This is a genomic window from Dolichospermum flos-aquae CCAP 1403/13F (assembly GCF_012516395.1).
Taxonomy (GTDB): Bacteria; Cyanobacteriota; Cyanobacteriia; order Cyanobacteriales; family Nostocaceae; genus Dolichospermum; species Dolichospermum lemmermannii.
The window spans coordinates 158,969-182,614 of the sequence record NZ_CP051206.1; the positions used below are offsets into that span (position 1 = coordinate 158,969).

General features: G+C 36.8%; 24 protein-coding genes, 2 pseudogenes and 1 CRISPR repeat array. Of the genes and pseudogenes, 17 read left to right on the plus strand and 9 right to left on the minus strand.

The annotated features are described in order from the left end of the window. The gene (gene cas5d, locus HGD76_RS00830) at positions 1–708 is read left to right on the plus strand and encodes a type I-D CRISPR-associated protein Cas5/Csc1 (RefSeq protein ID WP_168694678.1); all 708 of its coding nucleotides are present in this window, start codon (positions 1–3) and stop codon (positions 706–708) included. Here cas5d and HGD76_RS00835 read toward each other — a convergent pair whose 3' ends face one another. After that, the gene (locus HGD76_RS00835; RefSeq protein WP_168694679.1) at positions 709–1,128 is read right to left on the minus strand and encodes a hypothetical protein; all 420 of its coding nucleotides are present in this window, start codon (positions 1,126–1,128) and stop codon (positions 709–711) included. 104 nt (positions 1,129–1,232) lie between these two features. Between HGD76_RS00835 and cas6 the strand changes: the two genes are divergently transcribed. The 4 genes from cas6 to cas2 all read left to right on the plus strand — a co-directional run bounded on the left by cas6 (position 1,233) and on the right by cas2 (position 4,195). Then, positions 1,233–2,054 (plus strand): CRISPR-associated endoribonuclease Cas6, encoded by an 822-nt coding sequence (gene cas6 / locus HGD76_RS00840; RefSeq protein ID WP_168694680.1) that lies wholly within the window; start codon positions 1,233–1,235, stop codon positions 2,052–2,054. Between the two features lie 109 nt (positions 2,055–2,163). Beyond that, positions 2,164–2,772 carry a CRISPR-associated protein Cas4 gene (gene cas4 / locus HGD76_RS00845; protein ID WP_233466994.1) on the plus strand — a complete coding sequence of 203 codons (609 nt, stop codon included), beginning with the start codon at positions 2,164–2,166 and terminating at the stop codon, positions 2,770–2,772. Between the two features lie 104 nt (positions 2,773–2,876). Then, positions 2,877–3,881, plus strand: a complete 1,005-nt coding sequence (gene cas1d, locus HGD76_RS00850) for a type I-D CRISPR-associated endonuclease Cas1d (RefSeq protein WP_168694681.1) — start codon at positions 2,877–2,879, stop codon at positions 3,879–3,881. Positions 3,882–3,922: 41 nt separating this feature from the next. Next, positions 3,923–4,195, plus strand: a complete 273-nt coding sequence (gene cas2, locus HGD76_RS00855) for a CRISPR-associated endonuclease Cas2 (RefSeq protein WP_168694682.1) — start codon at positions 3,923–3,925, stop codon at positions 4,193–4,195. A 227-nt stretch (positions 4,196–4,422) separates the two neighbouring features. After that, a CRISPR array of direct repeats spans positions 4,423–5,499; the repeat unit is 37 nt; unit sequence ATTGCAATTTCACTTACTCCCTATTAGGGATTGAAAC. Positions 5,500–5,507: 8 nt separating this feature from the next. Here cas2 and HGD76_RS00860 read toward each other — a convergent pair. Next, positions 5,508–5,657 (minus strand): hypothetical protein, encoded by a 150-nt coding sequence (locus HGD76_RS00860; protein ID WP_168694683.1) that lies wholly within the window; start codon positions 5,655–5,657, stop codon positions 5,508–5,510. Between the two features lie 426 nt (positions 5,658–6,083). Here HGD76_RS00860 and HGD76_RS00865 point away from each other — a divergent pair, with 426 nt between their 5' ends. The 3 genes from HGD76_RS00865 to HGD76_RS00875 all read left to right on the plus strand — a co-directional run bounded on the left by HGD76_RS00865 (position 6,084) and on the right by HGD76_RS00875 (position 7,996). After that, positions 6,084–6,248: a ribbon-helix-helix domain-containing protein gene (locus HGD76_RS00865; protein WP_168694684.1), complete on the plus strand. Its 165-nt coding sequence runs from the start codon at positions 6,084–6,086 to the stop codon at positions 6,246–6,248. Between the two features lie 52 nt (positions 6,249–6,300). After that, entirely contained in the window at positions 6,301–6,630 is a 330-nt protein-coding gene (locus HGD76_RS00870) for a hypothetical protein (protein ID WP_168694685.1), read from the plus strand. Between the two features lie 655 nt (positions 6,631–7,285). Further along, positions 7,286–7,996 carry a hypothetical protein gene (locus tag HGD76_RS00875; RefSeq protein ID WP_168694525.1) on the plus strand — a complete coding sequence of 237 codons (711 nt, stop codon included), beginning with the start codon at positions 7,286–7,288 and terminating at the stop codon, positions 7,994–7,996. Here the strand turns inward: HGD76_RS00875 and HGD76_RS00880 are convergent. Next, entirely contained in the window at positions 7,924–8,409 is a 486-nt protein-coding gene (locus HGD76_RS00880; protein ID WP_168694686.1) for a hypothetical protein, read from the minus strand. The genes HGD76_RS00875 and HGD76_RS00880 overlap by 73 nt on opposite strands. 22 nt (positions 8,410–8,431) lie before the next feature. Here HGD76_RS00880 and cutA point away from each other — a divergent pair, with 22 nt between their 5' ends. The 4 genes and pseudogenes from cutA to HGD76_RS25745 form a co-directional block, all read left to right on the plus strand. Next, entirely contained in the window at positions 8,432–8,764 is a 333-nt protein-coding gene (cutA, locus tag HGD76_RS00885) for a divalent-cation tolerance protein CutA (protein ID WP_168694687.1), read from the plus strand. A 296-nt stretch (positions 8,765–9,060) separates the two neighbouring features. Then, a complete protein-coding gene (locus tag HGD76_RS00890; RefSeq protein WP_168694688.1) occupies positions 9,061–9,462 on the plus strand; it encodes a hypothetical protein in 402 nt (133 codons plus the stop codon). Between the two features lie 286 nt (positions 9,463–9,748). Then, positions 9,749–10,354: pseudogene (locus tag HGD76_RS25740) on the plus strand (ISAs1-like element ISAsp2 family transposase); the annotation flags it as partial. A 136-nt stretch (positions 10,355–10,490) separates the two neighbouring features. Next, positions 10,491–11,018 (plus strand): annotated as a pseudogene (locus HGD76_RS25745) (ISAs1-like element ISAsp2 family transposase); the annotation flags it as partial. A 440-nt stretch (positions 11,019–11,458) separates the two neighbouring features. Here the strand turns inward: HGD76_RS25745 and HGD76_RS00905 are convergent. From HGD76_RS00905 to HGD76_RS00925, 5 genes are all read right to left on the minus strand, one after another. Then, complete coding sequence (locus tag HGD76_RS00905) at positions 11,459–12,040, minus strand: beta-class carbonic anhydrase (protein WP_168694689.1); 582 nt, start codon at positions 12,038–12,040, stop codon at positions 11,459–11,461. 127 nt (positions 12,041–12,167) lie between these two features. Beyond that, positions 12,168–13,973, minus strand: a complete 1,806-nt coding sequence (locus tag HGD76_RS00910; protein ID WP_168694690.1) for a vanadium-dependent haloperoxidase — start codon at positions 13,971–13,973, stop codon at positions 12,168–12,170. Positions 13,974–14,123: 150 nt separating this feature from the next. Next, positions 14,124–15,167 carry an aliphatic sulfonate ABC transporter substrate-binding protein gene (locus tag HGD76_RS00915; RefSeq protein WP_168694691.1) on the minus strand — a complete coding sequence of 348 codons (1,044 nt, stop codon included), beginning with the start codon at positions 15,165–15,167 and terminating at the stop codon, positions 14,124–14,126. A 357-nt stretch (positions 15,168–15,524) separates the two neighbouring features. Beyond that, positions 15,525–16,784, minus strand: a complete 1,260-nt coding sequence (locus tag HGD76_RS00920; protein WP_233466995.1) for an MFS transporter — start codon at positions 16,782–16,784, stop codon at positions 15,525–15,527. Positions 16,785–16,866: 82 nt separating this feature from the next. Next, a complete protein-coding gene (locus tag HGD76_RS00925) occupies positions 16,867–17,616 on the minus strand; it encodes an SDR family NAD(P)-dependent oxidoreductase (protein ID WP_168694693.1) in 750 nt (249 codons plus the stop codon). Between the two features lie 212 nt (positions 17,617–17,828). Between HGD76_RS00925 and HGD76_RS00930 the strand changes: the two genes are divergently transcribed. From HGD76_RS00930 to HGD76_RS00950, 5 genes are all read left to right on the plus strand, one after another. After that, positions 17,829–18,917, plus strand: a complete 1,089-nt coding sequence (locus tag HGD76_RS00930; protein ID WP_168694694.1) for a sulfonate ABC transporter substrate-binding protein — start codon at positions 17,829–17,831, stop codon at positions 18,915–18,917. 121 nt (positions 18,918–19,038) lie between these two features. Then, positions 19,039–19,869, plus strand: a complete 831-nt coding sequence (locus HGD76_RS00935) for a dienelactone hydrolase family protein (RefSeq protein WP_168697318.1) — start codon at positions 19,039–19,041, stop codon at positions 19,867–19,869. A 143-nt stretch (positions 19,870–20,012) separates the two neighbouring features. Further along, positions 20,013–21,317 (plus strand): O-acetylhomoserine aminocarboxypropyltransferase/cysteine synthase family protein, encoded by a 1,305-nt coding sequence (locus HGD76_RS00940; protein ID WP_168694695.1) that lies wholly within the window; start codon positions 20,013–20,015, stop codon positions 21,315–21,317. A gap of 75 nt (positions 21,318–21,392) precedes the next feature. Continuing rightward, on the plus strand, positions 21,393–22,442 hold the full coding sequence (metX, locus tag HGD76_RS00945) for a homoserine O-acetyltransferase MetX (RefSeq protein ID WP_168694696.1): 1,050 nt from the start codon (positions 21,393–21,395) through the stop codon (positions 22,440–22,442). A gap of 39 nt (positions 22,443–22,481) precedes the next feature. Then, positions 22,482–23,012: a protein-tyrosine phosphatase family protein gene (locus HGD76_RS00950; RefSeq protein ID WP_168694697.1), complete on the plus strand. Its 531-nt coding sequence runs from the start codon at positions 22,482–22,484 to the stop codon at positions 23,010–23,012. A 46-nt stretch (positions 23,013–23,058) separates the two neighbouring features. On the opposite strand, the gene HGD76_RS00955 is transcribed toward HGD76_RS00950, so the two are convergent. After that, the gene (locus tag HGD76_RS00955) at positions 23,059–23,601 is read right to left on the minus strand and encodes a DUF2808 domain-containing protein (RefSeq protein WP_168694698.1); all 543 of its coding nucleotides are present in this window, start codon (positions 23,599–23,601) and stop codon (positions 23,059–23,061) included. Between the last annotated feature and the right edge of the window lie 45 nt (positions 23,602–23,646).

Below are 23,646 nucleotides of genomic sequence, written 5' to 3' on the forward strand. Positions count from 1 at the left end.
ATGGTGTTTATTTACCGTTGTCAATTAGAACTACACGACAGTCTTTATTTTGCCACCCGTGAAATTGGTAGACTCTACGAAACCGAGCCAATAATTCATAACTACGCCCTCTGTTATGCACTTGGTTTAGTTGATAGCGAAATCTACTCAACAACCGTATCTGAAGAAGATTCCTATCGTTATTTCTGTCCCGAACAAGTGCCAAAATATGAAGCACATTTAACTCCATTAAATGAACAAGAAATTTACATAACTCCGGCTCGTTCTTTGCATCATTCATCTATTCTCAATACATGGAAATATGCCAATAATAACTACCATGTAGAAATGGAAAAAACCCAAAAGAATATTCCCAGTTTTGGTAGAGCAAAGGAAATTGCACCAGAAAGTCAATTTGAGTTTTTTCTCATCTCTCAAAAAGAGATCAAATTACCTAAATGGATTCGTTTAGGTAAATGGATGAGTAAAGCAGAAATTACGGTTGAGAAATTACCACAACCAAAAATCAAAACTGATTTATTCACTTGTACTCATCCTTTAAATCCTTTGGATGTCATGTTTACTAATCAAGTTATTAGCTATGATGTGGTAAATATGCCACCAGTAAGTCTGATTCAAAATGTGCAAATGCAAGGGGAATATTACTATTTTGATGATGTCAAAAATGTAAAACTTCCTAAGCTAATGCAATACCGTTTTCGGAGTTAATTATTTTCCAAAACCTTTACCGCTCTTCTTTGTTTTAGGAGAGCGTAAAGGCATTAATTCAGTCATCAAACTACCACGATTTTGTAACATTAACTTGCGATTTCGCTCACGTTGATAAGTTGCTATTTCTTCAGCATGAGGATGATCTGGATCTATTTTGAGATGGGTAATAGACACTATATATAGTGCTTTATCTTCATCTTCGGGATTATCGTTCTTGCTGACTAATCGGCACATAATCCCACCTTCATCCCCAGAATAAGCTACCCAATCAACTTCAAGTTCTTTCTCTGGATTTATTATGTCTCCTCTTGTCTTCAGCATTTTCAATAATTCTTTTGCCACCTTAACTTTAATTGGTAAACTGGCTTCTAACTTTTTACTAAGTGCTGTTGCTGCACGAGAATTATCAACTGTCATTTGTCTTACTTTTTATTCAACTTTTATTACTTTATACGTTCTATAGTCTGAATCTTTCTTAGTTTTCATTATCTATTTACAAATTGTGCCACACTGCAAAAATTATGCCCCATAGTCTCATTCTCAACATCGTCCCCCAATCTCCAATTTACCCCAATTTCCTCACAGGTAGACATTACCACGCCTTATTTCTTAACTTAGTGAGTTCTGCTGATAGAAAATTAGGAGACTATTTACACGAATCAAATGCTGATAAAGCCTTTACTCTCTCACCATTGCAGGTAGAAAACAAACATAAAATCCAATCTTATACTTTGCAATATGCCCATCAAAACCCTATTCCTGCTGGTACTTCTTGTTGGTGGCGTATTTCTTTATTAAATGACAATTTATTTAATCAGCTTACACCTTTATGGTTAAATATAAATCCCAAACAACCTTGGCACTTAGGTTCAGCCAACTTATATATTACCAGCATTCAAGGTACACCCCAATCTAATCAACCTTGGGCAAATGCTTGTAATTATCATCAACTTTATCAACAAGCAAGTGAAACAGAACGCAATCTTAATTTCATCTTTTCTACACCTGTAGCTTTTCGTCAAGGTGCATTTGATAATGTTTTACCAACACGGGAATCTGTATTCAATAGTCTACTAAATCGGTGGCATAAATATAGCGGTATTGAATTAACTAATATTTCTTTTGAATCAATTTATGCTAGTGCTTTTAATATCAATACTGAAGTTATTAGCAACTATGACAACAAATTTATTGGTTGTTTAGGTGAAATTAGTTATCGCATTCTTGGCAATGTAGAAACAACGGCAATTAAGCAAATTAACGCCTTAGCTGATTTTGCTTTATATGCTGGTGTTGGTAGAAAAACAACTATGGGAATGGGAATGGTGAGAAGAAAGTTGTAGGTTGGGTTGACGCAAGGAAACCCAACATGATCATATTCATTATTAACGCTTTTGTTGGGTTGCGCTGTCGCTTAACCCAACCTACAAATTAATCAATTTTTTATATCTTATGTCGCTTGAAAATATCAATTCTGATGATTACGTTAGTATCGCTTCTTTAAACCAATATTCCTATTGCCCTCATCGTTGTTGGTTGATTCATTGTGCAGGTGAATTCATTGATAATCAATATACTATTGAGGGTACAAGTTTACATGAACGAGTTCACACAGTTGGAGAACAAAATCGTGAGGAAATTTGGCAGATACGCGCTATTTATTTGAAATCAGATAAATATAAACTTATCGGTAAATCTGACTTAATTGAGTTTGAAAATGGCGAATTTTACCCTATTGAATATAAAAGAGGACGTAAAGGAGAATGGGATAATGATGAATTACAAGTTTGCGCTCAAGCTTTGTGTTTGGAGGAAATGACAGGAAAAAATATCAATACTGGCTATATCTATTATGCTCAAACTCATCAACGGAAGTTAGTAGAAATTACCCCAGAATTACGAGGTAGTACCATTGCTACTATTGAAGCTATCCAAACGTTACTGTTTACAGGTGCTATGCCAAAAGCTGTCAAAACAAAACGCTGTGATGGTTGTAGTCTTTATTCTCGATGTTTGCCACAACTTGCTGATAAAGTTGGGCGTTATCAAGAAGCAAATTAACCCAGATCCCCGACTTCTGAAATCAATTCATAATTTATGTAGAAAACAAAAAATAAGTCGGGGATCTTATTTAGTCACCTATTATCTATTTTGAGGATTTAATTATGGGTACTCTTTACATCACACAAGATGATGCTTTTATTGGTAAGGTTGATGAACGGATTAATGTGAAATTTGAAAAGAAAATTCTTCAAGATATTCCATTTATTCATATTGAATGTGTAGTTGTTTTAGGACGAGCAACTATTTCGCCGGCTGTTGTAGATGAGTTAATGACTCGTCATATTCCTCTATCTTTTATCAATAAAATTGGTCACTATTTAGGACGGTTAGAGCCAGAAATGACTGGTAATATTTTCATTCGCAAGGCACAATGGCAAGCAGCAGGAGAAACCCCCCAATCTATTCATGCTGTTCAAGGCTTTGTTAGAGGAAAATTAAAAAATTACCGTCAAACTTTAATGCGTTATCAGCGTGAATTTGATGATGTTGATCTATCTAAAAATATTGCTCGCATTGAACAGGTAATTGCTGCAATTAGTTCAACTGAAAATATCAATTCTTTGCGTGGTTTAGAAGGTTCTGGTAGTGCTGCTTATTTTGGTTGTTTTGATAGTCTGATTCGTAATTCTAAATTTTCTTTTACTAAGCGTGTCCGTCGTCCACCTACAGATCCGGTAAATTCATTGTTAAGTTTTGGTTATTCTTTATTGCGTCATGATGTGCAAAATGCTGTGAATATTGTCGGTTTTGATCCATATTTAGGATATCTACATTTTGATCGCTATAATCGCCCTTCTTTAGCTTTAGACTTAATGGAAGAGTTTCGCCCTTTAGTGGTAGATGCAGTAGTTTTATCTATTTTGAATAAGCAATTATTAACTCCAGCAGATTTTGTGACTGAACCATTAAGCGGTGCTGTTTCTCTCATTCCAGAAGGACGCAAAACTTTTTTGACTTTGTACGAAAAGAAAAAACTATCGGAGTTTAAACACCCGGTAATGGGACGTAAATGTACTTATCGAGAAGCTTTTGAATTACAAGCAAGATTACTAGCTAAATATTTAATGGGAACAACTGATAAATATCCCCCTTTGGTACTGAAATAAAAATTCTCTACATCAACAAGGTATAACTTCGCACAAAATTTATGAATGTTGTTATTTCTTACGATATTTCTGACGATAAACGGCGGACTAAAATCCATAGTATTCTCAAATCCTATGGCCAATGGGTACAGTATAGTATTTTTGAATGTGAGTTAACTGATACTCAATATGCTAAGTTAAGATCGCGTCTTAATAAACTCATTAAACCTGAAACCGACAGCATTCGCTTTTACTTCCTTTGTGCTTGCTGTTTTGGTAAAATAGAAAGAATTGGTGGTCAAGAACCCCCTGATCAGACGATTTTCTTCGCTTAATGCGCGGATGGGTGGGTGTAAAAAATTCAATTTCTCAAAAAATGCCTGAAATCATGTCCACACAACGTTTTCATGGAGTTCATGGAGTTCATCCATCCGCGCACCTTGCACAGCAAGGGTTTCAGCTATTTTACTCCTTGACACTTTTTCTGAAATGGATTATTATAAGACTATCCGCGCAACTGAACCTTGAAAACTACATATATATAGGCTTTCAGCCGTCCGCTATTGCAATTTCACTTACTCCCTATTAGGGATTGAAACAAAAAATCGCCGCTGACTTGGGCGTTATCCCCACATATTGCAATTTCACTTACTCCCTATTAGGGATTGAAACTCAAGTTCTTTGAGTGCTGAGGCAACAGCATCTTTACCATTGCAATTTCACTTACTCCCTATTAGGGATTGAAACCCTACATCTAATCCTGCGTTAGACCAGTGTGCCAAATTGCAATTTCACTTACTCCCTATTAGGGATTGAAACTCAAGTTGGTTGTCTGAGTGTAAGACTAATCCGATTATTGCAATTTCACTTACTCCCTATTAGGGATTGAAACCCTTGAAGAAAATGTTAAAATAGCTATCAATAACATTGCAATTTCACTTACTCCCTATTAGGGATTGAAACTTTGAGGCTGTAGGGTACAAGAACGATATTATTAAATTGCAATTTCACTTACTCCCTATTAGGGATTGAAACAAAGAAGGTGGTCGCGTGCCGATTATTTACGGTGTGATTGCAATTTCACTTACTCCCTATTAGGGATTGAAACGAATATTTCAGGAATCGTCAAAGCCGGTGATTTAGCCTACGATTGCAATTTCACTTACTCCCTATTAGGGATTGAAACTAAATAATCTAAATCAACCAGATAAACAATTAGTATTGCAAATTGCAATTTCACTTACTCCCTATTAGGGATTGAAACAATCTACCAATAGGGGAAACTCTTAGCTTTGCAACTATTGCAATTTCACTTACTCCCTATTAGGGATTGAAACATTATACGGGGCAAATATTATTATGGACAAATTCATTAAATTGCAATTTCACTTACTCCCTATTAGGGATTGAAACAAACCCAACAAAGAAGCCCAAGCACTTCAAGACTGGATTGCAATTTCACTTACTCCCTATTAGGGATTGAAACACAACTGCACATACAGCGGCAACCAATAGCACTTATGTTGGCGTATTGCAATTTCACTTACTCCCTATTAGGGATTGAAACAATAGGGTTTTAAAAGAAAGTGTCCGTACACTCTAATTGCAATTTCACTTACTCCCTATTAGGGATTGAAACCATTGCAACTAACAAATTGCGGGTAATAATTGCTTACCCAATTTGGTTAATTCGTCTTTAATTTCTACATACTTGGTGAAGTACCGGGGGGATACTTTTCGCAGGTTGATCAGGACGTTAAAACCGTCTTTATCTTGTGGCAGTTCACAAGCAACCATGAGTTTTTTAGTCTTACTCCAGTGGGTATCGCTGCATCTTTTCCCGATCAATGTTTCATAGATAATTCGTGTCTGTTCCATAGGGTGCAATAGGTATTTATTCGTTATTACGTTTTTGCATATAATCGCTGCAAAGTTGCCACATCCCACCTATGGAATTGGTTCATATTGCATTTATTGGGGTGCTACGAGTGCAGCTAGATTAAATATGCAGTATCGTGTTAGCTTGACAAGCTTAGTAAATTAACCTTTATCCTTTGCTCACAAGACTTACAAGGATGCAATGCCTTTACATAACCTGTCTCTACAGTTCCATGATAGCACTATTTTTAATGCTGACAACATCTTATAAGATGACAATTGTATAATTCTCGATTATTATTTAATTCTAGTAGTAGTATTTAGGTAAACTATTTTATGCAACTTATGTCAAAACGGTTTACGGTAACGCTACCAGATGCAGTATTTAAAGATTTAGAGGACATTGCAACAAAAGAAGGACGTTCTACTGCTAACCTTGCAGCTTTTCTCATAGAGTCTGGTATCCGTGAAATTAAAAAAACACAGGCACAAAATCCAAAGGCAAGTTAGAGCGATAGCGAAGCGCTCCGTAGGAATCGCACCCAACCACACCCAAAACACCATGACAACTGAACCATCTCGACTAGACCGGATAGAAGCGATTTTAGAACAGACTACCCAACGGCTTGACCGAGTAGCAGAACAACAGACAATTAATACACAAACGATTGGTAATTTATCGAACAGCCTAAATGACCTATCAAACCAAGTTAACGACTTTACTGGAACTGCCAATACTGTCTTAGGTCGTAGCGCTGTTTTAGATGACATCATAGTTAGACTTGACCGTAACTTTGAGCTACATCAGCAACGATTTGAGGAAAATCAACGCTCAACTAACGCTGCTTTGGAGAGATTGGAGGCAATTCTGATCAAGCTGATGGATAATTAGGCGGAAAATTCACGCCACGCCAAATTTACGCCTAATGTTTCACCCCGGCGTAAACGTCACGCCAAAAGCAAGTCACGGAGCGCAGTTAACCAAATGGTTAAGTGACATTGGGAATCCAATATCACAATTAAACTGAAAGTTTCGCCAGATAAACTGTACGCGAGTTTCCAGCTTTATCAACTTGTCTAAGGTTGAAATAGCGATCGCTCTCACGCCCTGGCGTAACCGTCACGCCTAACGCCTAAGGGGGTAAATGAGCAATCGTACAGAAAGTTACGCTAAGGCTGTAACCCTTACTGGATAAACATTCTGCTAATCAATATTTTTGACGATTCTCAAATTCTCAACGTACCAAATAAACTTAAGTTTTAAATGGTACAGTTTTATCCCTTTCAATCAGGATGTTACCAGTAGGCTATTAAGTCCTTATCGTAACTTTCTGCATGGCTGCTCATTTGACCCCCAAATCCAGAGCCGGTTTAAATAATGGTAATCATGTTTTACTCAAGAAACAAGAGGGGATTTGGGCTTACGTCGATGTGATTAGGGGACCAAATAAGAAAGTTGAGGGCTTGAAAGGCTGGGTTAATTCTAATTATCTTTCTTGCACTAAAGAACCCATTGATTAAATTTTGAACATTTTCAAGGAAAATCTATGAAACCTGTTTTGAAGACCCAAAAATTAGCATTACCACAAGTACAGCAATACCTACAGTGGGCGAAGCGATCGCTATTTATCTTAGGATTCAGTTTAATAACTTTAGGTGTTAACGAATTATCAGTATTAGCCCAAACTCGACAACCAACTAATGCAGAAATTAAAAGATTACGTCAAGAACTTGAGCAACAAATTAGGAGAGCCAAAAATAATAATGTAGGTGCTGGTTATCTTCAAGATAGACGTACTCAAGTAGAAAAGAAGACAAGAGAATCCTTTGTACGTGCTTGGTCAAAGACTGAACCAGAATTAGCACCTTTCTTTGGTCAGTGGGTGGGATACGAAAATAGTAGTCATATTTATCCATCAAATAGTAAGGGTCGTGTTTGTGTTTTTGAAACAGCTGAAGGTTCTGGTCGTTTAACTACTGGTGTTTTCTCTAATGGAGTTATAAAAACCAATATTGGAGAAGTGCTATTCAAAGAAGGAAATTATTATTTAGGATCAGCATTGCTCAAAAATGGCAGATTTGTCAGCAATAATAGTGAGATTCCTTTACATAGTCCCAGACCTGTTGAATCACTAAGTGGATTACTTGAATATATATTTGAAGCATCAGAAAAAAATCAAATTTCTCAACAATTTAAAGCTGCTGGTTGTACTTCTAGTTTACCAAATTCGTCTGCAAATACACTGAGAAAGCGATAGCGAAGCGCTCCGTAGGAATCGCCCCTACTAAATTCTTGAGGGAAACCCAAGCGATAGCGAAGCGCTCCGTAGGAATCGCTCTTACTAAATTCTTGGGGGAAATTGAGCGCCCCCAATTCTTGAGGAAAACCCAAGCGATAGCGAAGCGCTCCGTAGGAATCGCTCTTACTAAATTCTTGGGGGAAATTGAGCGCCCCCAATTCTTGAGGAAAACCCAAGCGATAGCGAAGCGCTCCGTAGGAATCGCCCCTACCAAATTCTTGAGGGAAATAGAGCGCCCACAATTTTTGAGGAAAACCCAAGCGATAGCGAAGCGCTCCGTAGGAATCGCTCTCCCAATTCTTAGGGAAACCCAGACGATAGCGAAGCGCTGCTGCAAGCAGATCGCTTCCCCCTCGTAGACATTGCCCCAAACAAATATAATAAAGTCAAAATATGGAATTTCTTTTTGTTTACGTCACTTGTAAAGACCGTGCTGAAGCTCTTAACGTAGGTAAAGCCGTAGTAGAATCCCGTCTTGCAGCCTGTGCCAACATAATTGACGGTATGGATAGTATTTATTGGTGGCAAGGTGAATTACAAGTAGAAAAAGAAGCGATTTTAATTATGAAATCCCGCCGTGATTTATTCGCAGAACTAACAGCTAAAGTAAAATCAGTACACTCTTATCAAGTACCTTGTGTAGTGGCTTTACCAATTGAACAAGCAAATCAGAATTACCTGAATTGGTTAATGGCAGAAACCAAGGCTACAGATATCACCAAATAGTTGCAAGTTTTACATTACCTTATTATTCAGGGAAACTAAAGAGCGATAGCGAAGCACTCCGCAGGAATCGCATTGCGTCCCGGAGCGAAGCTATCGCACATAGATCAGAGCCAGCAGTAAAAAAAAGTTAGATACCTAACTTAGGATTATTTAAGATATCTAACTTAAGGTTAATTAAGATATCTAACTTAAGGTTAATTAAGATATCTAACTTGGGATTATTTAAATTAATTAAATTGAAGTATATTATTTCAATCAGAACATAATTACTCAGTTACTTTTGGAAACATAAAACTATGCTGTTAACATTTTTCAACATTCCCAATGCAAAAAAAGAAAAAGATTTTTGTGCAGTTAGTTTCGATAAAAATTGGTTAGTTGAATTAAGCATCACAGAAGCTTCTAGTATTGTAGGAGGTTTTATTGTTGAAAATAAAACAGGAGGCACTAGAGCTTTTTATAATTTTGGGAAAACCACACCCATGACATTAGTAACTTTACAACCTGATGAAAAAGCTGATTATCCTGGAGAATACATCACATATAATAGAGTTCAACCACCTGGATATAGTCCAACAACAGAAAAGCTAAGTCAACAAGGAACATTAGCTCAAAAAAACGGAAATATAACGTATATCCCTGATACTAGTATTAGCGGCACTGGTAGCGGACTTCTTAGCGCAACACCAGGCATTTAGTATTTAATACACTCAATGTCGAAATATATCGGATATCAGATAATATAATCAAAGCATATTTCATCAGCAATTCTCATTTTGGACTGAAACTCCAGGGGAAACGCATCTAATTTTTTTTGACAAAATGTAACTTCTATGAATAGATGAAAAGGGCAGTATTACCATGTTAATATCAAGCCAATAAATGAGTATGAAGAAAATTTGATGGTAAATTCGTTTCTATAAGAATCAATAAAATGAGTTGAAGTGGTATTCTCAATAAAACTAAAGAGACAAAATTCACAAAATGAAGCTACCACCAAAAATCACAATAGTAGATCACTTTAAAGATTTAGAAGATAAAAGAGTTGAGAGAACAAAAAGGCATAAATTAATAGATATAGTAACCATTGCGATTTGTGCAGTGATCTGTGGAGTAGATAGTTGGGTATTGATGGAGGCTTATGGAAAAAAGAAAGAAAAATGGCTAAAACAATTTTTAGAACTTCCAAACGGGATTCCATCTCATGATACATTCGCCAGAGTATTTGCGAGAATAGATCCGCAACAATTTCAGAATTGTTTTTTGAGTTGGATAAAATCTATCAATAAAATTACAGAAGGAGAAGTCATAGCAATAGATGGGAAAACATTAAGGCATTCATATGATAAAGGAAAGGATAAAGGTGCGATTCACATGGTAAGTGCATGGGCAACTAGTAATAAATTAGTATTAGGACAATGTAAAGTAGAAGAAAAGTCAAATGAAATAACAGCCATACCGGAATTAATTAAAGTATTAGATATAGCCGGATGTTTAGTAACGATTGATGCGATGGGGTGTCAAAAAGAGATAGTAAAATCAATTGCAGAAAAATCAGGCGAATATATTATCGCACTCAAAAAGAATCAAGGTAATTTATCAGGGCAAACGCACCTAAATTCTGTAATCCATGCCCAGCAAGGGTTTTAACTTTTAGTTACAAAACTTAACAATCGTCAAAACCTTTGTCCAGTAAGCATTCTAAAAATAAGATGCGCTTGCCATGGGTAATTTATATAAGAATGTAGAAGAAATCTTCAAAGAAGCTATATCTAAAGGGTTTGAGGGATTCAAATATAGTGAATTTCATACAAAAGAAGACGAACATGGAAGAGAAGAGATTCGTCATTATCTCATGTTATCAGACATAGAAGAAAGAATAGATACTGATAAGAAATGGGTAAATCTTCAAAGTGTAGGAATGGTAGAATATATACGAAAAGTTAATGGAAAAACGAAGGTTGAGACAGGCTATTATATAAGTAGTTTGACAAATAATGCGAAATTACTAGGAGAATCAGTCCGCACTCATTGGGGTATAGAGAATTCATTACACTGGGTTTTAGATGTAGCTTTTAGAGAAGATGATTGTCGGATAAGAAAGGATAATGCACCACAAAACTTTGCAGTTATTCGTCATATAGCAGTTAATCTTTTAGGAAAAGAAAAAAGCCAAAAACTAGGAACTAAAAGTAAGCAGTTTTGTGCAGGATGGGATGATGAATATTTAGAGAAGATTTTAGAATGTATCTGATAAAAATCAGAAAATATAGACAAATATAAATATAACCAATTTATTTTTCTGTTGATTCTACAATAGAATCTATATTTTTGATGCCAAAAAATATAGATATTAATATATAGAACTGAACAAAATAAATCCATCATTAAAAATAAATAATTACTCTAAATTTATGAAATTTTTATAATTTTAATAAAGGAATTTATCAGATTTTGAATGAAGTTAGATATTTTCCCATATTGATGCACTAATATAGTATTCTGTCAAGATAATTTAGATGCGTTTCCCCTGCATTGCTATCTGAACTGTATTTAGGGGTTGTGGATAATAATTACATATTATTTATTTACCAATCCTTTGTCCATTAAGGATTTCAGTCCAAATATTTGTGTAATTAATTTTGTCTTATTACTTATTGCACCTTATTACCTATTAATAGTTATCACCGAGAGCTATTCTGCTTTACCAATTTCTGTAGCTTCTGGAACTTCAATCAATTTTCCAGTTTTCACATCATAAATGTAGCCGTAAATTGGAATTTTTCGTGGTACTAATGGATGTAACCGAATACGCTTCACATCTGTATAAACACTCTGGGATAGGTCGCCAATAGTCAACCACTCAATAAATTCAGCTTCATTTGATCCTCCTCCAGAGCCTATATCATGCCAACCCGTTTCATTTAATTGGGCTGTTTGCAGACTATTAGCCAGTAAGTTGCGGATTATTTGGTCTGTAAAGGTTTCCATACCACAATTAGTGTGATGAATCACGAACCATTCACGAGTACCTAGTAATTTGTACGAAATTATTAAGGAGCGAATAGCATCATCACTGGCACGTCCACCAGCATTACGAATCACATGGGCATCACCTTCAGCTAATCCTGCAAAATTGGCTGGGTCAAGTCGTGCATCCATACAGGTAAGAATGGCAAACCGACGTGCAGGAGGTATGAGTAATTCGCCTTTATTACCAAAGTTTTCAGCATAACTATGGTTAGCTGATAAGACTTCTTCTAAAATTTGGCTCATGTTTATTAATTAATTTACGGTAAACCGATAAATTTTATGGAGTTACAAATAGTAATGTCCCATAAATTAACCTAAAAGACAAGTCTGCTCAGTGCTATTTGTGGCGGGGGTTGCCCGCCTTTGATACTTAAACAGTGATTTTAGTACCATCAAACTTGGTTAAGGTAAAGCCGTTAAATTTTTCGTTGTAACCCAGTCTTTCATCTCGGAGAAGACTGATAGCAACTGCTTCACCTAAAGCCAAACCAGCAGAACCATCTGTACGCCAGTGAATACCACCATGACCCCGACCAAGGGCATAATTAGTTGCCAGCTTATTCAACTCACCACCCACCGTTAAAGGCTCACCTGTATAGGAAATTACCTTAGTAGGATCATTGGGATCTGGAACTACAGGGTTGGGGATGACAAAATCTTCGTCAAAATATGCTTTTAATAGTGTGACATTCACACCAGCAATTGCAGCTGCCCCACCAACATAAGAAGAATGGATAGGTGAACCTTCCGGGTATCCATGGGCTAACAAATAGGTGCCAAATTTGCTAAAACTCCGAGCTAAAGCTTTAGAGTTCAATATATTTCGATGGACAGGATACTGAGTTTTATTAACAGTATTATTGTGAACCAATCCAGCATAAGCTTCAGGACGCAAAATGCGGTGTTCATAAAACTTCGTCCAGTAGGCAGCCCTAATTGCACGAGATGTACCCAGACCCAGTAAAGCTTGTAAATGTCCTACCGCAAAAGACCCGTTACCGCCCTGTTGAGTCTTTGATTTCACAAATGGATTACCTGAATTCAAGGGTGCGCCAATACCACCGCTCAATGGGTCATTGGCATTGCGGGCTGTAGCCAAAATTTGAGACGAACTAGCGAATACTGGACCAGGCGCATGGGAAAATTCCGATAAATCACGAACTGTGGATATGTAACGACGTACAGGGTCATACTTAATAGATTTAGGCGTACCACCATTCTGCACATTCAGCCATTCTTCGTAATCGGTGAGGAAGTCATTTCCAGGCAGAGCAGTCCGAATTACAGCAGGAACATATTGAACGCCCGAAGGAGCATTTAATAAGGCAAATTGGGATATATGGGGACCAACCAATACCCCAGGAGGAGTCACGTGCTTTGGTGTTCTACCAGACTTATCACTGTTATCGAGGTAGGTAACAATCCCACGAAATAGACTTTGGGGTGTAACACGGCCGTTAATTCTGGGTCCCTTGAAACCTTCGAGCTTGTCTAGTTCTTCAACAGCCGCCAAGACCAAAGGATCATCGGTGTTATTTTGGAATTTATGAAACGGTACATCCCGTAATAAAGATTGCCAATAAAGCTCAATAGCCTCAGCCGCTCGTTCAGCACTAGCTAAAGCTACTGGTGTTGGTACTGGTACTTGAAGCGGACTTAGTCCTTCTAGGCTGACTGCTAAAGGTCCTTGAGCATTCACCAGCTTCCGCGTACCGCCTATAATCACCTTTTCAAAGTCTTCATGATTGCCGGTTGTTACTGCTCTAGTTAAAGACTCATAGGCTTTGAGATCAACCTCACCTAGCTTATTATGTGGTAATCCCCTAGAATCAGAGCCAATTTTATTCGGATAGCGTTCTTCATCGCCGTTGGTGGTATGGGGAGGAATGGGAAGATCCAGGTTGGCTTTGGCTGCTGCTACACGCACTTTATAGGCTTTTTCTAGCCACTTACGGTAGTTATTCGGCTTTATATCCTGGGCTTGGGCAATATCTCCTCCCTCTTTTCCAGACAAAGATACTCCTGTAACTCCAGCGACAAAACCAGCCGCAGTTAGCAAACTACTACGAACAAAAAATGAACGTCTAGTAAAACGACCAAAAGATGAACGGTTACTACCCAAATTAGCATTATAGGGATGCTGTGAATCTTGATCAAAATTGCGGTTTTCTTGCATGAGATTCTCTAAATAGCTAAAAAGTGAAATATTGGCTAGGTAATTGAGGGACTGCTAGTACCGCTTTCCCAAAGTTAAACGTTTGGTAAGCAAATTTTTGTTTTCATCCTGTTAATCCCTTAATCTTGGACATCCTGATTCAGACAGTAATTATTTCAGTCGTTTAGGTGTAATAGCTTCAGTTAATTGAGGTGAAGGAGTTGCGTCCTTGACATTTATCTTGCGGGGAATGATTTTTTCTTCAAAATAAAAATCAGCAACTTTCTGTTGTTCAGCAATAATTGCAGGTGTCAGTCTTCTTAACCGACGAGTAGTTCGACGAGATACTTTTTCTAAAACGTCTACATCAATTTTCAACTCAGGTGCAAAAGCTTGAGCGACTTCTTTTGGGTTTTTATCAGCCCATTCTCCAACTTTATCTGCTTCTTCTAAAAATACTCTTACCAATTCAGAATTTTTGGTGATAAACTCCTTTCTACCCAGATAAAATCCGCCGAGAGTATTAATCCCTGAAGCATTTCTGAGATTACGAATAGGGATGGTTTTTTCGACAAGAGCTAAAAAGGGATCACCACCTACCCAAACTTCAACTTTATTTTGAATAAAAGCATCACGAGCTTCAGATGGAGTTAGTCCCACAACTTGAATATCACTAATCTTTAAACCTACTTCTGTTAAGGCTTTTGCTAATAAGTAGTGGGCATTTGATCCCCGTTGAAAAGCAACTTTTTTACCCTTAATATCCGCTAATTTTCTAATAGGAGAATTGGCTCTGACAATAATACCTTGTCCTAATCCTTTACTGGGTACACGCCCAGAAATATAAATCACTTCTGTGACACCAGCAGCTTGGGAAAATATTGGTGGTGTTTCTCCCACTGTACCAATATCAACTTTACCTGCATTCATGGCTTCTATTAGTTGTGGACCTGCTGGAAATGGTCCAACCCAATTCACAGTTACACCTAATTCTTTAAAACGTGGCTCAACAACTTTTTTGACTTTGACAATATCCCCAGAGGTTTGATAAGCCAAGTTGATAACTTTAGAACTAAATCCAGATTTTGTCTGGGCTTGGCTTGTTTGTAATAAACTACCTGTCAAGGGTGTAGATAGAGTAAACAATCCTAGTAGTGAATATTGAACAAATCGGTTTAAAACTGTGCGGCGTTGTGGTAAAAATGGTATTTTCATGGCTGAAATATTTAGAGTTTACAAAATTGATAATTTTTATTCTGCTGAAGCAAAAACTCTCGTATTTCTATCGGAATTACGTATTTACATATTATCTTTACACAAAAAATCTGAAAATCAAGTATTTTCCAACACATTTATTATTTTTCTCAAGATTTATTTGAAGTATTTAGGTAATATAGTAATTCTAAATTTTATGAACAAAAAGATCCCCGACTTCTCTAAGAAGTCAGGGATCTGAATTTGAATGAAATAGGCTATACGCAAAAAATCACCAAAGTAGGGATAATTCATAAATTACCTCTACACACATAATAATCACGGCTTCGATAACATCATTTGTAAGTTCTATGCTGACTAAGAAATTAATCCCATTTCTTGATATATGGGGTTTACCACCGTTCTAATTTCTGAGATTTGCCTAGCAAAAAAACAAGCTCCCAAAATACAACAAACACCACCAAATAATAAGGCATTAGCAACGCCAATATAATTTGCTAATCCTCCAAAAAATAAATTACCAAAAGGTAGTATTCCCAAAAAAGTAGTCATAAATATACTGGTTACTCGTCCTCTTTTATCTTCTTCCACTAGAATTACTTGCACAAAATTACTAATTGAAGCTAGAGTTAAGGTATTAGTTAATCCGACAATAAAGATTAATACTAAACAAATTTCTAGTCGTGTTGAGCGAGAAAATAATATTAATGATAATCCTAGCACTAAAGTAGAAATTGCCATAACTTTTTCCAGTCCTATTGCTTGTTTACGCCTCATTAAATAAATACCAGAAAAGATAGAGCCAAAAGCTGTGGAAGTCATCAAAAAACCCATTGTTTCTGCATTACCTTTTAATACTTCTTTGGCAAATATCGGCATCAAATTAACATAAGTCATTGCCATAAAGCAAACTGTAATTTGCAAGATTAAAATGAACTTAATTGGTATGAAGTTGTATACAAAAACAAATCCTTCTTTAAGGTTATGCCAAATCTTTTTAGAGTTAGAGCTAGATTTTGATAAGCTATAGATATTTGGTTTAATTTGCATAGTCAAAATAGCGAACAAAAAAGGTAAGTAGCTAATAGCATCTACTAAAAAACATAACCATGCTCCATTTTTAGCAATTATCAAACCCCCAATCATCGGACTGACAAATTTAGCTGTATTAATTAAAAATGAATGTACAGCCATTGCACTATAAGTATCACTTCTATTTTCTACTAATCTAGGAATAGTTACTTGACGTGCTGGTAAATCAAAAGCTTTGACTATGCCTTGAAGAATACCAATGATAATAATATCTGTAAAATTTATCTGATTACTAACAGTTAAAAAAGTTAGTAGTGAGGATAAAATAATAGATACTATCTGAGTGGTTAACAAAACATATTTTAAATTCCATCTATCTAGTAATACTCCTACCAATGGTGTAATAACCAAGCCCATTGCTTGATTAGTGAAGCCTGCAACGCCAACTAACATAGCTGAATTTGTTAATTGATAAACCATCCATACTAGGGCAATTTGTGTCATCCAAGAGCCGAAAAAAGACACGCTTTCCCCAATGAGAAAACCAAATAAATTGGGTGATTTAATTGCAGGTGAGATTTTCAAAAAAGCAAATATTTTGTTGCTTTTCTTTAATGATGTGCTATTTTCTTCTAACATTAATATTATCTATTTTCAGGTATAGTCATTACCGATCTTGCTGAGTTGGACGAATCAAGATTTCATTCACATTTACGTGCTGTGGTTGGGTAACAGCATAAACTATTGCTGCTGCGATATCTTCACTTTGTAATGGTGTAATTGCTTTCCGTCTGGCTGCAATTTCCTGCTTTGCTACTACATCGGTAATATGCTGATCAATTTCTGTTTCTACTAAACCAGGCTCGATGATAGTAACGCGGATATTATCTTGATATACTTCCTGTCTTAATGCTTCCGAAAAGGCATTTACACCCCATTTAGTGACATTGTAAGCCGCCATTCCTGCACGGGCAATGCGTCCAGCGACAGATGAAATATTAACGATATGTCCTGATTTTTGCGCTTTAAAAATAGGTAAAACTGTGTGAGTTGCGTACATTAACGCCAAAACATTAATATCAATCATTTTCCGCCAGTTTGACGGATCTGCATTTTCAATCCTACCTGGAAATGATATACCTGCATTGTTAACTAAAATATCTACGCGCCCAAATTCTGCATGAGCTTTTTGGATCAGATTTTTAACCTGTACTTCATTGGTAATATCTGCAACAACAGGTAATACTTGTCCACCATTTTCAGTAATATGTTTTGCTACTGCTTCTAAACGCTCTCCCCTTCTAGCTGCAATTATTACTTTTGCTCCTTCTGCTGCGAGTGAAATAGCCGTAGCTTCCCCAATTCCCGAAGAAGCCCCGGTAACAATGGCGACTTTTCCTTCTAATTTACTTGCCATAGCGAACATCCCTTGATTAGTTAAAATACGGTATCTTGATACAAATACTGTTGATTCAAAATCAAGCATCTCACAGATCACTAGAAAAAGCAACAAAAATAACCTCTATGTGATACTCTAAGAAAAAAATACGGTAAACTGATTGATATACTGTAGTTTTGTGATAAATTAACTTGAGTCCAAATATTCTATTGACCTTAACCACCAGAGTAATGTTGACTAAATTTTCTCCATTCCGACTATTGGAAGCTGGAATCACCTTCCTAAAAAAATATCAAAAGCAGAACATCCACACTCTTTCCTTACTATTTGCAGTTGGACTGAGTTTGACTTTTGTTATTTCCGCTTGCTCTCCCAACACAAGGGACAATACTGGGACAAATCAGACAGCACAAACAACTGAAACTACTAATTCAAGTCCAAACTCTAACAGTATAGTGGTTCGTATTGGCTATCAAAAAGCTGCAACTGTCCTCTACGCATTAAAAGCCAAAGGAGAATTAGAAAAAGCTTTAAAAGCCTCTGGTGCTTCTGTCACTTGGACTGAATTTCCCGCAGGTCCACCCATGTTAGAGGCTTTAAATGCGGGAAGTATTGACTTTGGTTACACAGGAGAAGCACCCCCTGTATTTGCTCAATCAGGAGGTACACCGTTTGTTTATGTTGCTTATGATCCCTTGAGTACCAAAGCAGAAGCGATTATTGTTCGTCAAGATTCACCTATTAAAAGTGTGGCTGATCTCAAAGGTAAAAAAGTTGCTTTTGCTAAAGGCTCTAATACTAACTATTTAGTAGTAAAAGCATTGGAAAAAGCAGGATTACAATATAAAGATATCGAACCTATGGGTCTTAAACCAGCCGATGCTCGCGCTGCTTTTGAAAGTAAAAAGGTGGATGCTTGGGCTATTTGGGACCCTTATTTAGCCGCAGCAGAGAAAGCAATAAGTGTCCGCACTTTAACAGATGCGACTGGATTAGCACCTAATCGTGGTTATTATCTTGCTGCTAAATCTTTTGCTGATAGCAATTTAGATACTCTAAAAACGGTTATTGATGAAGTCAAGAAAGTAAGCGACTGGGCAAAAAATAATCCACCTGAAGTTGCTAAGTTACTATCACCTATATTAGGGATAGATGCGGCTGTTTTAGAAATAGCCGAAAAGCGGCGTGAATATGGTGTATTACCCCTAACAGATGAAGTAATTACGAAACAACAAGAAGTTGCTGATGCTTTCTATAAGATCAAATTGATTCCTAAAGAAGTCAATGTTAAGGAAATAGTTTGGCAAAATAATAAATAATCTGGTAATTGGTAATAGAAAAATTACTAATTATCAATTATTTCTAAAAATCTGCCTTTACTCTCTCTGTGTCTGGAGCACCTCTGCGTGAGAAAAAAATAAATCAAGGTAATTAAAAATGATCAAAGAAATAACACGGCGTGAATTTATTGCCACTGCTGCCTTAACAACTGGTTTTGCTTTAGCCGTACAACCTGTTTTTGCTAAAGTAATTACCACAGATACAAAAGGATTAATTGCGGGAGGGGTGAAAATTCCCGTTGAGGGTGGGGAAATTCCGGCATATAGAGCGCAACCAGAAAAAGGTGAAAATTTCCCCATTGTTTTAGTAATTCAAGAAATATTTGGTGTTCATGAACATATACAGGATGTTGTTAGACGCTTTGCTAAATTAGGGTATTTAGCGATCGCACCTGAACTATTTATCCGTCAAGGTGATGTGTCAAAATTAACCAATATTGACGAAATTCGCGTAATTGTATCCAAAGTTCCCGATGCTCAAGTTCTATCAGATTTAGATGATATTGTTACTTGGGCTGTAAAATCAGCCAAGGGTAACGCTGATAAATTAGCAATTACGGGTTTTTGCTGGGGTGGTCGAATTACCTGGCTATATGCAGCACATAATCCCAACGTCAAAGCAGGTGTGGCTTGGTACGGTAGAGTAGTAGGCAATGTTACCGAACTACAGCCTAAACATCCCGTTGATATTGCTTCTGAGTTAAAGGTCCCTGTGCTGGGACTCTATGGAGGTCAAGATACAGGTATTTCTGTGGACACAGTAGAACAAATACGAGAAAAACTCAAATCTAGCAGCAGTAAATCAGAGATAATTGTTTATCCTGATGCACCTCACGCCTTTTTTGCCGATTATCGCCCTTCTTACCGCGAAAAAGAAGCCCAGGATGGTTGGCAAAGACTCCAGGTATGGTTTAAACAGTATGGAGTGTGAGTTTCAATATTTCTAGAACTTACGTAGAAATTACGGATAAACGAACCGCAGAGGCGCAGAGGACACGGAGAAATAAGAGTTTGAGAGGTTTTGCGTAAGTCCGAATTTCATGTTTTGATAGTCAACCTATTTAAATACTAACTATGTCAGAAAATTATCGTTTTGAAACCCTACAAATCCATGCTGGACAAGAACCTGCACCTGGTACTAATGCCCGCGCTGTACCAATTTATCAAACTACTTCCTACGTTTTTGATGATGCTGAACATGGAGCGCGGTTATTTGCTCTCCAGGAGTTCGGTAACATTTATACCCGGATCATGAATCCGACAACGGATGTATTTGAAAAAAGAATTGCAGCTTTAGAAGGGGGTGTCGCAGCTTTAGCCACTGCAAGCGGTCAAGCAGCACAATTTTTAGCAATAAGTACGATCGCTCAAGCAGGAGATAATATTGTTGCTACCAGTTTCCTCTATGGGGGAACTTATAACCAGTTCAAAGTTACTCTTCCACGATTAGGAATAAACGTCAAATTTGTGGAAGGAGATGATCCAGAAAATTTCCGTCAGGCAATTGATGAAAACACAAAAGCTTTGTATGTCGAAACCATTGGTAATCCCCAATTTAATATCCCAGACTTTGCTGTTTTAGCTCAAATTGCCCATGAAAACGGCATTCCTTTAATTGTAGATAATACCTTCGGTGCAGGTGGATATGTAGCACGACCAATTGAACATGGTGCAGATATTATCGTAGAATCTGCTACTAAATGGATTGGAGGACATGGTACATCTATTGGTGGCGTGATAGTTGATTCTGGTAAATTTGATTGGGGTAACGGCAAATTTCCCCTATTTACTGAACCTTCCCCCGGTTATCATGGATTGAATTTTCAAGAAGTATTTGGGAAAGGTAGTCAATTTGGTAACATTGCTTTTATTATTCGTGCCAGAGTCGAAGGATTACGAGATTTAGGAGCAGCATTGAGTCCATTTAACGCTTTTCTATTACTGCAAGGATTAGAAACTCTTTCCCTGCGTGTAGAACGTCATATCAACAATGCTTTAGAATTAGCTAAATGGTTAGAACAACAAGAGCAAGTAGCATGGGTTAATTATCCAGGACTTCCCAATCATCCATATCATGAACGCGCTAAAAAATATCTTCGACATGGCTTTGGTGGCGTTCTTAATTTTGGTATCAAAGGTGGATTAGAAGCAGGTAAAGCTTTTATTAGTAATGTAAAATTAGCCAGTCATTTAGCAAATGTCGGTGATGCTAAAACTTTGGTAATTCATCCTGCTTCTACAACTCATCAACAGCTAAGTAATAGTGAACAAATTTCGGCTGGTGTAACACCTGATTTAGTGCGGGTATCTGTGGGAATTGAACATATTGACGATATTAAGGAGGATTTTGAACAGGCATTTAAGAAGGTTTCTGGCTAATATACCAAAAGAAAAAGATCCCCGACTTCTTAAAGAAGTCGGGGATCTGGGGATCTATAGCTAATTGCTAATTTTATGAAATACTTAGACTTCATTTCATCAAAAAACCAGTTTTACCAATTGTCAGCACCATTTTCATTAGAATCTGGTGAAGTATTAATTGGTGTTCAGGTTGCTTATCGTACCTGGGGAAACTTAAACGCAAACCGCGATAATGGGGTCTTAATTTGTCATGCTTTAACTGGTTCTGCTGACGCTGACGACTGGTGGGGAGATTTATTTGGTTCAGGGAAAGTTTTTGATTCTGACCAGGATTTTATTGTGTGCAGCAACATTTTAGGAAGTTGTTACGGTACAACTGGAGCAACTTCTATTAACCCAAATACAGGAAAGGTTTATGGTGGATCTTTTCCCAGAATTACAATTAGGGATATGGTTAACCTCCAAGCTGCACTATTAGAATATTTAGATATTCAATCTCTACGGTTAGCAATTGGTGGTTCGCTGGGTGGAATGCAGGTTTTAGAATGGGCTTTATTGTATCCAGAACGGGTGAGAGCGATCGCACCAATGGCATCACCTGGAAGACATTCAGCATGGTCTATTGGCTTGAGTGAAGCCCAAAGACAGGCAATTTATATTGATCCAAATTGGCAAGGTGGGAACTATACAACTGATGCACCACCAGTCCAAGGATTAGCAGTAGCGCGGATGATGGCAATGATTACTTATCGTTATTGGGACAGTTTTACAAATCGTTTTGGTAGACAGCAGGATGAATCTAATCAGTTTGCCATATCTAGTTATTTACAATATCAAGGTCAAAAACTAATAGAACGTTTTGATGCTAATACTTATATTACATTAACTCATGCAATGGATAGTCATGATGTTAGTTGGAATAGGAAAGATTATCAATCTGTTTTGCAAAGTATCAAACAACCAACTTTAGTTGTAGCGATTGATTCTGATGTTCTTTATCCTCCAGTAGAACAACAAGAATTAGTAGATTTAATTCCTAATGCTCAACTGGGGTTGCTTAAGTCAAGTCACGGACATGATGCTTTTTTAATTGATATGGAAGCATTGAATGAAATGGTAGTTTCTTTTAGGCAAAAACAATAAGGTGCGAATAAGAGTAAATATTCTTGAAATTTACCGTAGATGTACAAATTTGCTGCTGCTTGGGAACAGGAAACAATAGTTTTTGGTGCTTCTCAACCTGGATATAAGGATAATCAGGTATATGATTGGATTGAGTTTATGAAATCCCGAAACATACAGCGGATTTGCTGTTTACTTAGTGAAAAACAACTAGCTAATTATGCCCATCTTTTAGATACATATCGGCAAGAATTTGGTAATCAACAAGTTTGTTGGACACCAATTGAAGATTTTCATTTATCTGATTTAGAAACACTCACACAAAAAATACTGCCTTTTTTAATCACAGCAAATCAACAAAATGAAAAAGTAGTTGTGCATTGTGCTGGTGGAATTGGCCGGACTGGACATATATTAGCAGCTTGGTTAGTTACTGTGCGGGGATTTTCTAATCAAGATGCAATTTCTGCTGTAAAGAAAACAGGGAGAAATCCTCATGAAGCTGTAATGTTAAGTAAAAATCCGTTACAAGTTGCAGAAGAATTAAATGTGCTGCTGAATAATTGTCGTCTAGCATTCTTAACTAATTGATGGATATTGCTAAATTTGTATGAAAAATCAGCAATTTATAACCACTTTACCTGTAATAAAATAGATGATTATCAAAATCATTGTAAAATTGTAAACGAGCAGTTCCCACAACTAAATTATTTGTCTTTTCACCAGAGGAAATAACATGAACTCGAAATAGATAAATACCTTCGCTGGTGGGATTATAAAAAGGTTTTAAACCGATAGTAATTGTTTGATTTGCAGAAACTGGTTTATCAAAAGTAGCAATGATAGTTTGTGGTTGAGTTGAACTTTTGCTTAGTGTAATACCTATCTTTTCTTTTTGTCCACTTGCTTCTACGAAAGCAAAACTGTCTTTCTGATTGAATTTAATATTTTCTATACCTTCTATTTGTGTTAAAACAACCTGTTGCAGTTGCCAATTAGCCAGAGATTCTGGTAATTTAATTGTAAAATAATAAGTTGCGTCCCAAGAACCTGTTTGATTGTAAGTTGTTTTGGCAGTTAACAACGGTTTTGGTGGTATCCCGTAGGTAGTAGGCACAGATAATAAAAATATTCCTGTACTAATAGCTAGAGTTTTACAAAGAGTTTTAAAGTTGTTCATGTTTTTAGGATTTGATATTTTAAATAGGTTTTTCTATTGCATTAC